General features: G+C 64.1%; 13 protein-coding genes and 1 tRNA gene. 11 read left to right on the top strand and 3 right to left on the bottom strand.

Annotated elements, in window-relative coordinates; genetic code table 11:
* Positions 1–31 precede the first annotated feature (31 nt).
* The 10 genes from acs (at position 32) to KF715_01670 (ending at position 8360) form a co-directional block, all read left to right on the top strand.
* A complete protein-coding gene (acs, locus tag KF715_01715; GenBank protein ID MBX3735380.1) occupies positions 32–1993 on the top strand; it encodes an acetate--CoA ligase in 1962 nt (653 codons plus the stop codon).
* A gap of 121 nt (positions 1994–2114) precedes the next feature.
* Positions 2115–2771: a type II secretion system protein GspG gene (locus KF715_01710; GenBank protein MBX3735379.1), complete on the top strand. Its 657-nt coding sequence runs from the start codon at positions 2115–2117 to the stop codon at positions 2769–2771.
* On the top strand, positions 2771–3451 hold the full coding sequence (locus tag KF715_01705) for a prepilin-type N-terminal cleavage/methylation domain-containing protein (GenBank protein MBX3735378.1): 681 nt from the start codon (positions 2771–2773) through the stop codon (positions 3449–3451). Before KF715_01710 ends, KF715_01705 begins: the two co-directional genes overlap by 1 nt.
* Positions 3448–4143: a prepilin-type N-terminal cleavage/methylation domain-containing protein gene (locus KF715_01700; GenBank protein MBX3735377.1), complete on the top strand. Its 696-nt coding sequence runs from the start codon at positions 3448–3450 to the stop codon at positions 4141–4143. Before KF715_01705 ends, KF715_01700 begins: the two co-directional genes overlap by 4 nt.
* Before the next feature lie 27 nt (positions 4144–4170).
* A complete protein-coding gene (locus KF715_01695; GenBank protein MBX3735376.1) occupies positions 4171–4662 on the top strand; it encodes a hypothetical protein in 492 nt (163 codons plus the stop codon).
* A complete protein-coding gene (locus KF715_01690) occupies positions 4659–5618 on the top strand; it encodes a prepilin-type N-terminal cleavage/methylation domain-containing protein (GenBank protein MBX3735375.1) in 960 nt (319 codons plus the stop codon). The genes KF715_01695 and KF715_01690 overlap by 4 nt, the downstream gene beginning before the upstream one ends.
* A gap of 26 nt (positions 5619–5644) precedes the next feature.
* Complete coding sequence (locus KF715_01685) at positions 5645–6841, top strand: hypothetical protein (GenBank protein MBX3735374.1); 1197 nt, start codon at positions 5645–5647, stop codon at positions 6839–6841.
* Between the two features lie 74 nt (positions 6842–6915).
* Positions 6916–6990, top strand: a tRNA-Met gene (locus KF715_01680).
* A gap of 139 nt (positions 6991–7129) precedes the next feature.
* The gene (locus KF715_01675) at positions 7130–7369 is read left to right on the top strand and encodes a GIY-YIG nuclease family protein (protein MBX3735373.1); all 240 of its coding nucleotides are present in this window, start codon (positions 7130–7132) and stop codon (positions 7367–7369) included.
* Between the two features lie 124 nt (positions 7370–7493).
* Positions 7494–8360, top strand: coding sequence for a nucleotidyltransferase (locus tag KF715_01670; GenBank protein ID MBX3735372.1), 867 nt, complete (start codon positions 7494–7496; stop codon positions 8358–8360).
* A 78-nt stretch (positions 8361–8438) separates the two neighbouring features.
* Here KF715_01670 and KF715_01665 read toward each other — a convergent pair whose 3' ends face one another.
* The 3 genes from KF715_01665 to KF715_01655 form a co-directional block, all read right to left on the bottom strand.
* A complete protein-coding gene (locus tag KF715_01665; GenBank protein MBX3735371.1) occupies positions 8439–8744 on the bottom strand; it encodes a tetratricopeptide repeat protein in 306 nt (101 codons plus the stop codon).
* Positions 8745–8885: 141 nt separating this feature from the next.
* Positions 8886–9596: a serine/threonine-protein phosphatase gene (locus tag KF715_01660; GenBank protein MBX3735370.1), complete on the bottom strand. Its 711-nt coding sequence runs from the start codon at positions 9594–9596 to the stop codon at positions 8886–8888.
* Between the two features lie 28 nt (positions 9597–9624).
* Positions 9625–11691 (bottom strand): ATP-dependent DNA helicase, encoded by a 2067-nt coding sequence (locus KF715_01655; protein MBX3735369.1) that lies wholly within the window; start codon positions 11689–11691, stop codon positions 9625–9627.
* Between the two features lie 78 nt (positions 11692–11769).
* Here KF715_01655 and KF715_01650 point away from each other — a divergent pair, with 78 nt between their 5' ends.
* Positions 11770–14046 carry a cation-translocating P-type ATPase gene (locus KF715_01650; GenBank protein ID MBX3735368.1) on the top strand — a complete coding sequence of 759 codons (2277 nt, stop codon included), beginning with the start codon at positions 11770–11772 and terminating at the stop codon, positions 14044–14046.
* The last annotated feature ends 82 nt before the right edge of the window (positions 14047–14128 follow it).

Below are 14128 nucleotides of genomic sequence, written 5' to 3'. Positions count from 1 at the left end.
GTCGCTTCAACCCCAAAAAGAGGAGAAACAAGTGTCGGACCAAACGATTACCTCAGTGTCCCGGGAGAGTAGAGTTTTCAAACCCTCAGCCGAGTTCAAGGGCCAGGCAAACCTTGGCAGCTTCGAAAGTTACCGTAAGCTCTACACCGAGTCTGTCAACGCCCCAGATAAATTCTGGGCCAAACAGGCCAACACGCAGCTCGTGTGGCGCAAGCCTTTCAAGCAGGTTCTGCAATGGAAACCACCGTTCGCCAAGTGGTTCGTGGGCGGTAAGTTAAGCGTCGCCGAAAACTGCCTCGATCGCCACCTCGGCACCGTTCGCGAGAACAAGGCCGCAATCATCTTCGAAGGTGAGCCGGGCGACGTCCGGACGATCACTTATCGCCAGCTTTACTTCCACGTCTGCCGCTTCGCACACGTGCTGGAAAACATGGGCATCAAGCCCGGTGACCGCATCGCGATCTACATGCCGATGATTCCCGAAGCGGTCATCGCGATGCTCGCCTGCGCGCGCGTCGGCGCGGTGCACACGGTCGTCTTTGGCGGTTTCTCGCCCGAAGCGCTCAAGGACCGCATCAACGACTGCAAAGCCAAGGTCGTCATCACCGCCGACGGCGGCTGGCGTCGCGGCAAGATCGTCGAACTCAAGGCCAACGTCGACAAGGCCCTCGAGGGCGCGCCGACCGTCCAATCCGTCCTCGTCGTCAAGCGCACCGGCCACGACGTCAACATCGTCGAAGGCCGCGACACGTGGTGGCGCGAAGCCTGGCAGGGCGCGCCGAATTTCCACGACGCGAAGGCCTTCGATTCCGAGCACCCGCTCTTCATCCTCTACACCTCCGGCTCGACCGGAAAACCCAAGGGCGTGCTCCACACTTCCGCCGGCTACCTGCTCGGCGCGAAGCTCAGCTCGCAATACGTCTTCGATCTCAAGGACAGCGATCGCTACTTCTGCTCGGCCGACATCGGCTGGATCACCGGCCACAGCTACGTCGTCTACGGCCTGCTCTCGAACGGCTCGACCGTCTTCCTCTACGAAGGCGCGCCCAACCAGCCCGAGCCGGACCGTTTCTGGCAGATGATCGACCGCCACGGCATCACGATCCTCTACACCGCGCCGACAGCCATCCGCGCGTTCATGCGCTGGGGCGACAACTACGTTCTCCGCCACCGTCTCGACTCGCTGCGCCTGCTCGGCTCCGTGGGCGAGCCGATCAATCCCGAGGCGTGGATGTGGTATCACAAGATGATCGGCAAAAAGAAGTGCCCGATCGTCGACACGTGGTGGCAGACCGAAACCGGCTCCATCATGATCACGCCGCTGCCCGGCGTCACTCCGACCAAGCCCGGCTCGGCCACGCTGCCGTTCTTCGGCGTCGCGCCGAAGGTCGTCGACAACGACGGCAAGGAAGTCCCGCGCAACAGCGGCGGCAAACTCGTCATCACCAAGCCGTGGCCCTCGATGCTTCGCACGCTCTGGGGCGACGACGAACGTTTCAAAAAAGCCTACTTCTCCGAGTTCCCGAACAACCCCGACTTCTACTTCACTGGCGACGGTGCCCGGCAGGACAAGGACGGCTACTTCTGGATCGTCGGCCGCATCGACGACGTCCTCAACGTCTCCGGCCACCGCATCGGCACCGCGGAAGTTGAGAGCGCGCTCGTCTCGCATCCGTTCGTTGCCGAAGCCGCCGCCGTGGGACGCCCCGACGAACTCAAGGGCCAATCGCTCGTCGTGTTCGTCACGCTGAAGACCGGCCACGAAGCCACCGACGAACTCAAGGAAGCTCTCCGCGCGCACGTCGCGAAGGAGATCGGCGCCCTCGCGCGACCCGACCAAGTCCGCTTCGCCGCGGGCCTGCCCAAAACGCGCTCCGGAAAAATCATGCGCCGTCTGCTCAAGGAACTCGCCACCTCCGGCGAGATCAAGGGCGACACGACGACGCTCGAGGACTTCTCCGTCATCGCCGCGCTGAAGTCCGACGACGAGTAAGATAGGGGCCGCTGTCCACAACGGCCCTTCACTCGAACAACACTTCGCCAATCGAGGCGCGCCGCAACCCGGCGCGCCTTTTTTCTGTTCACCCGCGCGACGAACCGCAGAGTAGGGCGCCGTGCCCGAGAAAACTGCAGGAGCGAATTCGCCCCGCGCCTCCGCGTCCCCTGAACGCCCCGCGCTTCTCCATCCTTCCTCCGTGCTCCGCCTTCCGTCCTCAGTCTCCCGTCCTCCGTCTTCCGGCTTCACGCTCCTCGAACTCCTCGCCGTGATCGCGATCATCGCGGTCCTCACCGGCATCGTGATCGGCGTCGGTCGCCGCGCTTCTGAGGCCGGCAAAGTCGCCCGCGCCAAAGCCGAACTCGCCGCACTCTCCGCTGCGCTCGAATCCTACAAGCGCCAATACGGCGACTACCCGCAGACCGACGACAACGCGCAACTGCTCCAAGCGCTCATCGGCAAGCTCGGGCCGACGCGCCTCGCGCTCAGTCCTGCCGGCCGCGCGCAGCTCGAGGCGGCGAAGTTCACCATCGCTCTGACCGCCGCGCCGAACACTCCCGTCGATCCATTTGCGAACGCCTCCGCCGTGCTGCTCGATCCGTGGGAGCAGCCTTATCGCTACGTCTACAAGACCGGCGGCACTTGGACGAATCCGTCGTTCGTGCTCTACAGCATTGGCGCTGACGGACTCGACTCGCCGACGCTCCTGAGCGGCGGGTTCATCGATGTTGCTCCCGCCGCCAACGCCGACAACCTCTACGCCAATCGCAATTGATGAAGCCATCAGCGTTCAGCTTTCAGCGCTCAGCTTGCGGAGCGCGTCGCGCGTTTTCCCTGCTCGAGCTTCTCGCCGTCATCGCAGTCATCGGTATCCTCGCGAGCCTGATATTCCCGAGCATCTCGGGCGCCCGCAAATCGGCCAATCGCGCCAAGACGAAAGTGCAATTCAATCAATGGGCGGCGGCGATTGAATCGTTCCGCAGCGAATACGGATACTATCCGACTTTCGACACCTCGAACCTCGTCAACGGCGGCGCGATGACCGTCGTGTCGGGCGACCATCTCTTCCACGACATCCTTGCGGGCAAGAAGCGCGACGGCAGCGCGCTCACCACCGGCTCGACGATCGCCGCCGGCAGCCAGAACCGCAAACGCATCCCATTCTACTCCTTCTCGGATTCGGACCTCACGCCCGCCGACGCGGCGTTTCCGAACCTTCTCCGCGACGCCTTCGACAACCTCTCCATCGCCGTGCTGGTCGACCGCAACCTCGACGGGAAGATCGACAACAACGACTACGGCACGTTCCCGAATGTTGTTGCCGCCGACGGCTCCTCGATCCGTCCCACCGCGACCGATATTCCCACGACGGGCGTCCGTGCCGGCGTGGTCTTCTACGCCCCCGACCCGAACGCGACCGCCGCCGCACCGGCGTTCATCTTTAGCTGGAAATGATCTCGTCCGCCCCACGCCGAGCCGCGTCGGGTTTCACGCTGCTGGAACTGCTCGTCGTCGTCGGGCTGATCTCGGCGTTCTCGTTCATCCTCATTAACACGTTGGGCACCACGCGTGGCGCGGCGCTGCAATCCGCGCAGGGCATGTTGGCGAATTTGATTGTTGCTGCGCGCACCAAGGCGGCCGCCTCCGGCCAGTCGAGCCGTATCCTGATCCAGTTCGACGCAACGAGCAACACAGCGGCGACGCGTTTTCTGAGACACCTCGTGCTGCAAGTTCAGGTCAGCGGGACGTGGCAGTCACTGACCGAGGTCTATTTGCCGGAAGGAACGTATATTCTCCCGGGGAACTACGCATTGCCCTTGGGCTTGCTTGCCGCGACCGATACGCCGTGGACGCGGCCTAGCGATAACCAGGATATGCGTTCGACCGCGTTGCGGAGCGGTAATATCACCGTCGCGGCGATCAATGGGGGCACCACTGAACAATGGACAGGCATGGTCTTCTCTGCGAACGGCACTACCACGAACTCCAACGGGGCGCTCATTGTTGCTGCCGGTCGACCGCGCGCCCCAGCGTCGTATGGTTCGGGGGAATCGCCGGTGGAATTATTGCACCCTGAGCAGGTGCGTGGCTTGAGTATCAGCACGTATGGCGTGGCTGCGTTGATCAACAGCCGTGCGGGCTTCTGAGCGATGAGACGTCGTGGATTTTCTCTCGTGGAGGTTGTGATTGCCGTTGGAGTGTTCGCCGGAGCCATCGCCGTGGTCCTTGCGTTGCTGCCGTCGCTGACTGCGCAGTCGGCTTCGTCAGCAGACGCGCTCGTGGCGCAACGCCTGCCGGATGCGGTGCGAGTGGAAATGCAGAGACTGGCCACGATAGGAAGCTTCGACGCTTTGGCGACCAACGTGCCAGTGATGACCGGGCCCTTGGACAACGGGCTAGCGTTCGTGGCTGCGCGTGATGGGGCTCGATTACACACGCTGAATTATCTGTCGACGGCGACTGGCGACGTTCTGTTGCTGCGCGAACAGTATTTTCTGGTCGAGATTTGGCGCTTCCCGGCGGCGCCGCTTGCTTACGAAGCCACGGGGGCTGTGTTGCCGGTCTACGTTCGCGTATCGTGGCCTTATCGGGTGGCCGATGCTGGTTCGCCTGTCGCCCTTGAGAACCGCAACTCACTTACTTTCACCTGCGCGATCAATCGATGAAACGTCGAGTCCAGGGCTTCACGTTACTTGAGCTGTTGGTGGCGGTCACCCTCACGCTGGGCATGGCTGCGGTGATGCTCGCCGTCACCACGGGCACTCTGAACGTCTGGCGCCGCTCGCAGGATCGTTTCTCCACGTCGGTGCAAGCGAAGCTCGCGTTGGACTTCCTAGAGCGAGACCTGCATGCTGGAGTTTTCCGTTCGGACGCGGCGACAACGTGGCTGGCGGTGGATGTCACGAACAGTTCTGGCAGCCTGGTAAGCCGGGGGTGGCAGGTTGCGTCGTTGATGAAGCCGTCGACTGGCGAAAGCCTGAATCTGTTGCCCACGAGCGATGACGGGCGCAATTCCCCTATTTCAAACGCCCGTTTCGGAGTGTCGGGGACTTGGCTACGGATGATCAGCACGGTGGCCGAGTCCGGCACGGATGGTGCGTTGCCAAGAGCGGTCGCTTATCAGGTGGCCCGGCGTCCGCAGACCGGTGCCATCTCGGCAACAAATCCTGCCGAGGTCCGTTACGCGCTCTACCGGGCAGCGGTCTCCTCATCGACCAGTTTTGCAAACGGCAACGACGTCACTGCTGGTTACGGAACCGCGCTTTCCGTTGTGAACGCCAGCGACGCGATTCTTAGCAATGCTGTCGATTTTGGTGTGTGGCTCTACGTTCAGGCTGCCGATGGTTCGCTGCGACGCATTTTTCCGGCTGATGCCGGCGACATTTCACACGCCGCTCGCGACTCCGGTGGCGCGCCGGACGCCAACCGTTATCCCAGTGTCGCTGATGTGATGATTCGCGTGTTGTCAGAGGAAGGCGCTCGTCAGGTCGCTGCCATGGAGCAGGCAACGATCGCGCGGCCGTCCAACTACACCAGCGACGCCGAATGGTGGTGGTCGGTTGTCGAGGCGAATTCGAGCGTCTATGTCCGACGCATCGAACTGAAAGGCGGTGCACGGTGAGACGTGGGACGTGCGGCTTCGCGCTGGTGCTCACCCTCGCGTTGTTGGGCTTATTGGTGTTGGCCGTTTTCGCACTCAGCGCACTTGTCCGCGTCAATGGACAGGTGTCCGCAAGCAGTGCGGCGCAGTTGCAGGCGCGGCAGAATGCCTTGTTGGCACTCGGGATTGGCTTGAGTGAACTGCAAAAAAACGCCGGCCCTGATAGTCGCATCACGGGAATGGCTGGTGTCGCCGGCGTGCCGAACGCGGCGGCGAGTTCCACTCGATACTGGACCGGAGTTTGGCGGGACGATGGCACTTTTGTTTCGTGGCTAACCTCGGGGGCGATTGCGTCAAACAATGCGGGAACCGATACCATCGAGTTGGTGGCCACTAGCAGTGTTGGCACGGCTTCATCGACATCGGTCAATGTGGAGAAGGAACACGTGATCGCTGGAAAGATCCCGATCGGCATTTTGGGGACAACGGTGGGGAAATATGCCTTCGTTGTGCTGGACGAAGGCTCGAAGTTAGGGGCTGGCTCAGACGGCGTGACTTTAGCGAATTCGAATGCTGTGCCGCGGATGAGTTCAGGACTCTTGACTAACCAGCTAAATCTTCGCACGGCGCTTCAAAACAACCCAGCGAACGTGCTGAAAGCTGTGTCGTTTGAGCAGCTATCGATGATTTCGACGCCCGCGTTGACCCCTTCCGTCCTTCAAGACACCTTTCATTACGTCACTCGATCCAACAGATTCGTAAGCGGCGGGCAGTTGATGACAGGGGCGGTAAATCTAAATTCCACTAACACGCTCCTCTGGCGGTCGATCCTAGATACCTACAACTCAGTTACGGGAGTGCCGCAGATTTCGGCGAGCCTAGTGACGTCGCGTGGTCGTGCTATCGGCGATGGTTTCGCAGCTTCGAATACCGGGAAGTCCTCTGGGGGACCATTCACGTCGGTCGCCGGATTCAGTGCGTATCTCGCGACGATTTTTCCTGGGTCGAGCTCTCCAACGGCGGCGCAAATCGTCCAAGCGCTGGGGGCGATGCTGCAGGTCCGATCGGATACCTTTCGCATCCGTGCCTACGGAGAAGCGCTGAATGCTGTCGATTCAACGCAGACCGAGGCGGTCGCATATTGCGAGGCGATCGTCCAGCGCACGCCTGACACCGCGCCGAACGGGCTAGGGCGGCGCTTTGTCGTGACTTATTTTCGCTGGCTGGGGCCTGGTGACATCTAGAAAAATCTTGTGGATTTTTTCGGAAAACTATGGCTTTTACGCCGTTCCGCAGGCCCTCCCGGCCAACGGTAAACGCCAGGGTAGCTCAGTGGTAGAGCAGGGGACTCATAAGCCCTTGGTCGCCGGTTCAATCCCGGCCCCTGGCACCAACCTTCGCCCCTTCGGGGACTACGGTTGGCGGGCCAACCTCAGACGATCTGACCATCGCAGACCCGCCGGGTTGACGTTGATGAAAATGGGGCGTTGAGCCTTCGGACATCGTTCATAGCTTTCGAGCACGGGCCATGCATGTATTACGCTTACATCCTGGAAAGCCTTTCGCGCCCCGGTGAACGCTACACAGGCAGCACGTCGGACCTGAAATCGCGGCTTCGTGAGCACAACGCCGGTCTCTCCGCGCACACGGCGAAATTTCACCCGTGGCGCATCGTTTTCTACGCCGCATTCGAAAACGAACCCAAAGCACGCGCCTTCGAACGATACCTGAAGACCGGCTCCGGTCGCGAATTCTCCCGCCGCCACTTTTGATTCCAACTGGCTGGCCGGGCACTTGCCCGCCGGAGTCCAAGCAAAGCTTGGCGTAGGCGGGTCCGTGTGTTTCGTCGCTACTGTGGTTAAGCAAACCTACGATCTCGTCATCCTCGCCGCCGGCATGGGCAGCCGTTTCGGCGGGCTCAAGCAAGTCCAGCCTGTCGGGCCGCATGGCGAGCTGATCATCGAGTATTCGATCTTCGATGCGCTGCGCGCGGGCTTCGACCGGCTTGTGCTCGTCATCCGCAAGGACATCGAGGCCGACTTCCGCGCCACGATCGGCCGCCGCCTCGAGTCGCGCATGGCGGTCGAATACGTTTTTCAGGAACTGGACGATTTGCCGGGAGTGGCGCGAGCGAGCTCGCTGCCTACGCGGACGAAGCCGTGGGGCACGGGCCACGCGGTGCTGGCGGCGCGCGACGTCGTGAAGCGACCGTTCGCCGTGATCAATGCCGACGACTTCTACGGTGCTTCCGGCTACCGCGCGCTCGCGGCGCATTTTGCCGCGTCGCGGGACTACGCGCTCGTTGGCTATCCGCTGCGGCAAACGTTGTCGGAGCACGGCAGCGTGAGTCGCGGCGTGTGCGCGGTCGATGCGGCGGGTCGGTTGAAGCACATCACCGAGCTGACAAAGATCGAACAGACCGCGACGGGCGTGCGCTATCTCGACGGCGCAGGCGCCGCGCAGCCGCTGACCGGCGACGAGACGGTGTCGGTGAACTTTTGGGGCTTCACGCCGGCATTACTGCCGCAGTTGCAGGCTCTGTTCGCGGAGTTTCTCGCCGCGCGCGGCGCCGATCCGAAGGCGGAATTCTATCTACCGACGGCAATCAGCGACCTCAATGAACGCGGCGCGGCCAACGTGGCGTTGCTGCGCAGCGAGAGCGCGTGGTTCGGCATCACGTATCGCGAGGACTTGCCGACGGCGATGAGCGCGGTGCGCGAGTTGGTGGCGGCGGGGCAGTATCCCGCGCCGCTGTGGAGCTGAGCTTCGTAGCGCAGGCTTCCAGCCTGCTGGGAGCGACGGGACAGGCTGGAAGCCTGCGCTACCTCGACTTGGCCCGTTTCAACTCAGTTCCGCGAGGATCCCGCGCAGTTCGCGCTCGGGGTCTTCGTGGTTCTGCTCGATGGCGAGTTGCAGCGCCTGCTCGAGCCATGGCTTCGCATCGGTCGCGCGGCCGAGCGCGAGCAGCGTTTTGCCGAGGAGAATGCGGGCCATCATCCAGTCGGCTTTCTTTGCCGCGCAAAATTCGAGATGCGGCACGGCTTCGGTGTCCTTGCCCTCGCGCAGCAGGGCCTGCGCGAGGCTGAAGCGGAACATCTCGTTCTCGGGCTGCGCGGTCACGAGGGCGGCAAAGCGGGCGGAGCTCATGGCTGGGCGCGGTGCGCCGGTTTAGGTTGCTGGTTGAGGTGTAGTTTCAGGCGGAAGGAAAAGCGAAGTCGGCGGCCAGGGGCGTGTCGCGCTTAAACTTCGACTTCCAACTTAAACCGCGCGGTGCGACTGCGTCGCGCCTTATTCGGCGAAAATCACGATCGCGGTCGCGTTGTCGAGGCCGCCGCGCTCGCGTGCGAGTTCGACGAGGACGCGCGCGGCGGTCTCGGGTGCGTGGGCGTTCGCGAGGTGTTTGGCGATTTCGTGCGGCGTGATGCACCGCGTGATGCCGTCGGTGCAAAGCAGGTAGCGGTCGCCGGTCTCGATGGCGTGCGCGTCGATGTCGCCTTCCAGCGGCGGCGGCTGGCCCACGCAGCGGGTGAGGGCGGCGCGGTTTTCCGACAGGAGGTAGGTGGGTTCGCCGCGCGCGGCGCGGGCGCGCATCTCATTTTCCAGATTATGCTCGCGGGTGAGCGCCTCGAGGTCGCCGGCGCGGAGCCGGAACATGTAGCTGTCGCCGACGTGCACGACGTTCACGGCACCTTCCGCGAAATGCGCGAGCGTCAGCGTGGTGCCGATGCCGTAGCGCGGACTGAGCTGGCGGCCGAGCGTGAACACGGCGTCGTTGGCGCGCGCGAGCGCAGCAGAGTAGTCGAAGGGTTTCCGTGCGTCCTTGAGAAACCACTCGGCGAACTCGTCGAGTGCGGCCCGGCTCGCGGCGGCACCGGCGGGCAGGCCGCCGATGCCATCGGCCACGGCGTAGAGTTGCAGGCCGTCGTCGCACAAAAAGCTGTCCTCGTTCTGCTGCCGGTAGCAGCCGATGTCGGTGAGGGCGGACGAGCGCAGCTTCATGTTCGGCTCCAAGTTGCGCGGGCCGCGCTCAAATGAAAGGACGAAAAATCCGTTCGCGGTCGGAGCGCGTGAGGCGTTCGTAGCGCGGCGTTGGCAGGCTGGCGACGAATTCGCGGCCGTAGGCCTTCGTGAGCATGCGCGGGTCGAGAATGGTGACGATGCCGCGGTCGGACTTGCTGCGGATTAGCCGGCCGATGCCTTGGCGGAATTTGCCCAGCGCCTCCGGCAACGCGAGCTGGGCAAAGGGATTTCCTCCCTCCGAGGCGACCCATTCGGCCCTAGCTTGCGCGACCGGGTGATTGGGTGGCTCGAACGGCAGGCGCGTGATGATCACCTGCGAGAGGGCGTCGCCGGGCACGTCGATGCCGGTCCAGAAACTCTCGGTGCCGAAGAGCACACCGTTGCCGGCTTGGCGGAGTTTCTCGGCGAGTTCGGAACGGGAGACGCCCGATTCCTGGACGAGGCATTTGCGACCGGCGGCGCGGTAGTCCGGCTCGAGTCGCGCGGCGACGGCGAGGAGATCGCGGTAGCTCGTGAACAACACGAGTGAGCCGCCGCGCACTGCGAGCGTGCAGAAGCGCACGTAGTCGGTGATGGCGTCGAGCGCGAGTTTGCCCTCGGCGGAGGCGGACGGCTCCGGCACGTCGGCGGCGAGGTAGACGCGCATGTGCCGTTCGTAGTCGAACGGCGATTTTTCGATCACCGTCTCGACGGCATGTGCGCCCACGCGCTCGCGGAACGGCTCGATCGAGCTGCCGGTGGCGAGCGTCGCGCTGGTGAGCACGCACGAAGTTTCGCGCTGGAAAAGCCGGCGGCGCAGCTCGGCGGAGACATCGAGTGGCGCCGAGCGCAGGCTGACGACGAGTTCCTTGCGGCGGTCCACCATCTCGGCCCAGTGCACGTCGCCTTCGCGCGCAAGATCGAGCCAGGACTTGATCGCGTCGCGGTAGGCGGAGAGGCGCTTCTGCTTCGTTTCCACCTCGACGTGCGCGATGTTCTCCGGCGGCAGGCACGTGCGCAGTGCGTCGAGGCGCGCGACGACGCTGTTGAGCGGACCGGCGAGGAGGTGTTCGACGGCGTCGGCTTCGCGCCAACGCTGGAGGCTCGATCCCGCGGGAATTTTCTCCGCGACGGTGGCGAAAAAATGGTCGGCTTGCTCGGCGGCGATTTCCACGGCGCGCTGTCCGCCGGTGTCCTTGTGGCGGACGAAGAGGCCTTTCTTGCGCTTCGGGTTGAAGAGCGCGTGGAGCTGTCGCCGCAGTCCGGCGGAAGTGAGCGCGAGGCCGAGGTGTTCGGTCGCGATGTCGGGCACGGTGTGCGCCTCGTCGAGGACGAGGAAGTCGTCGAGCCGCAGGATGCCGCGCGCGAGCGACTTTTCCTGCGCCGCCTGCACGGCCATCAGCGTGAAGAGCAGGCTGTGGTTGACGATGACGAGATTGGCGGAATCGCGGCGCTTTTTGGCGCGCTGGTAGAAACACGCGGCGCTGTCGCAGTGTTTCGAGGAGCAGGCGTCGGAGTCGGCAGAGACTTCGTCCCACACTTCGGGCGCGACGCGTTCGGGCAGGTCCGCGAGCAAGCCGGTTTCGGTTTTCAGCGCCCAGGCGGCGAGGCGGGCGAGTTGCTCCTGTTCGGGCGTGGCGAAGAGTTCCGTCTTTTCCTGGAGCGCGCGGGCGAGTCGGGTCGTGCAGAGGTAATTGCCTTTGCCCATCAGCACGGCGCTCGTGAAGTCGCGATACGCAGCGAGCTCGGGCGCGGCGGCGAACAGGCGGCGGCAGTTCGCAAGGTCCTTGTCGCGCACCTGTTCCTGCAGGGTCTTCGTGTGCGTCGAGACGAGAAACTGCCGGCGCGTGTCGACGGCGTGGATGATGCCGGGGATGAGATACGCGAGGCTCTTGCCGACGCCGGTGCCGGCCTCGCAGAGCAGGCTGGTGTCGCCCTCCATGGCGGCGGCCACGGCGTGCGCCATGCGTTCCTGCTCGGGGCGATGTTCGAGACTGAGACTCGTGCACAGCCAGCCGTCGTCGGCGAACACGGCCGACGTCAGCTCCACGGCGCGCGAGACGGCCGCGCCGCCGCCCTCGTTGAGACTAATCATCAATTACGACTGAGCTGATGACTTTCAAACGGGGCAAATTTATTTGCGAGCGTTTGCCCTCGAAACAACTCTGAGGGCATGGCAGCCGAAGCGAAACCAGGTGCGGAATGGACGCACGAGTTGATCAAGTTCCTGCAAACGCAGCCCGCAGTGGCGGCCGTGCGCGTGAACTCCGCGGACATGACTGTGTCGGTCGCCACGCTCGGGAGCGTCGACTCCGCGCAGCTCGAACAACAAATCCAGCAAGTGCTGCTCGCGATCGAGGCGAAGCTCGCCACCGGCCGCGCGCGCGGCGAAGGACCGACGACCGAACCGGGCTTCGTCGTGAAGCAGACGGGAAGCGTGACGACGGTCGAGCGTCCGACGTGCGAGACGGCGCCGAAGTTTTACCAGTGGAAGGAATACGCGCTGCCGGAGGAGGAGCACGCGACCGACGAGGCGCACGGGCACGGGCACGGCCACGGCGGCGAGGAAGGCGAGTGGAAGTTGCTCGGCACGCTCGCGGCGATTTGCGGTGTAGCGGGCATCGCGGGCTTCGTAGCCGAGAAATTCGGCGCGCCGAACTGGGCGCAATTCGCACTCTACGGCATCGCCCTCGTGGCCGGCGGCTGGGATGCGGCGATCGATTCGTGGGAGAACTTGCGCGAACGCCGGCTCGACATCCATTTCCTGATGCTGGCGGTCGCGCTCGGCGCGGTGTGCGTCGGCGCTTACGGCGAGGCGACGCTGTTGCTGTTCCTCTTCTCGGCGTCGGGCGCGATGGAGGCTTACGCGATGGATCGCACGCAACGCGAGGTGTCGTCGTTGCTGCACACGGCGCCCAAGGAGGCGACGGTGATCGAGGCGGACGGCGCGCAGCGCGTCGTGACGATCGATCAGCTCACGGTCGGGCAGCGCCTCGCGGTGAAGCCCGGCGAGATGTTCGCGGCCGACGGCGAGATCGTGAAAGGCGAAACGGCGAGCGACGAGTCGACGCTGACCGGCGAGGCGGTGCCGGTGGAGAAGAGCGTGGGCTCGCACGTGTTCAGCGGCACAATCAACATCTGGGGCTCGGTCGAAGTGGATGTCACGCGCCTGCCGAGCGAGAGCACGCTGCAAAAAATCGTGCGCCTCATCCAGACTGCGCAGAAATTGAAGGCGCCGAGCCAGCGGCTCACTGATCGCTTCGGCGGGAATTACACGCTGCTGGTGCTCGGCGCGGTCACGGCGATGTTCCTCGTGTGGTGGCTCGGTTTCGGGCTGCCGCCGTTCAAGAGCGTGGACGGGCACGCGTCGGCGTTCTACCGCGCGATGACGCTGCTCGTCGTCGCGAGTCCGTGCGCGCTGGTGTTGTCGATTCCGTCGGCGATCCTCGCGGCGATCGCGTGGGGCGCGAAACACGGCGTGCTTTTCCGCGGTGGCGCGGCGATCGAGAAGATGGCCGAGATCGACACGGTCGCGCTCGACAAGACGGGCACGCTCACGACCGGCGAATTGGCGGTCGTGGCGGTCGAGAGTTTCCCGGCGGGGCGCGAGCGCGAGTTGCTCGAACTGGCCTACGCGCTGGAACGCCACTCGCATCATCCGATCGCGCGGGCGATCACGCATCACGCGCGCAAGGAGAAGGTCACGGTGCGCGAGGTGGCGCGCTTCGAATCGATCACCGGACAGGGCGTGCGCGCCCAGGTGGGCGACGGACACGCGTTCCTCGGACGGCGCGAACTCGTGGCGGCCGGACCGTTTGCGCAGTGGCTCGAAAAGGTGCCGCCGGCACCGGCGGAATTTTCCGAGGTGTGGGTCGTGGCGCCGGGCATCGTCGGGCGCTTGTTGTTGAAGGACCAACTCCGCGCCGAATCGCGCGGCGTGCTGGCGGCGCTGAAGGCGAACGGCATCCGCACCTACATGCTCACCGGCGATCGCCGGCACACGGCCGAGTCCGTCGCGAAGGAACTCGGCGTCGATGAAGTCCGCGCGGGCCTCTCGCCGGAGCAGAAGGTCGAGATCGTGGACGGCTTTCGGCAGGAGGGGCGCAAGGTCGCGATGGTCGGCGACGGCGTGAACGACGCGCCGAGCTTGGCCGCCGCCTACGTTTCCGTGGCCATGGGCGCGCGCGGCAGCGACGCGGCGCTCGAGCAGAGCGAGGTCGTGCTCATGCACGACCGCATCGAGAATTTCCTCGCGGCACTGCGCCTCAGCCGACGCGCCCGCGCGATCATCAAGCAGAACCTTTTCATCTCGCTCGGCACGGTGATCGTGATGGTCGGCGTGTCGCTCGTGGGCTCGATCCCGCTGAGCCTCGGCGTCGTGGCGCACGAAGGCAGCACCGTCGTGGTGTGCCTGAATTCCTTGCGACTGCTGTTGGGGAAGAACGACTGAGGCGCAGTAGGCAGCGATCACGCCTAACGAGAAGGCACGTGAACGGCACCATACTCAAGAGTGAAAAGACGCACAATAAGCA

It is taken from the genome of Candidatus Didemnitutus sp. (assembly GCA_019634575.1).
Classification (GTDB): Bacteria; Verrucomicrobiota; Verrucomicrobiia; order Opitutales; family Opitutaceae; genus Didemnitutus.
This window is presented reverse-complemented; position numbering and strand designations above follow the sequence as displayed.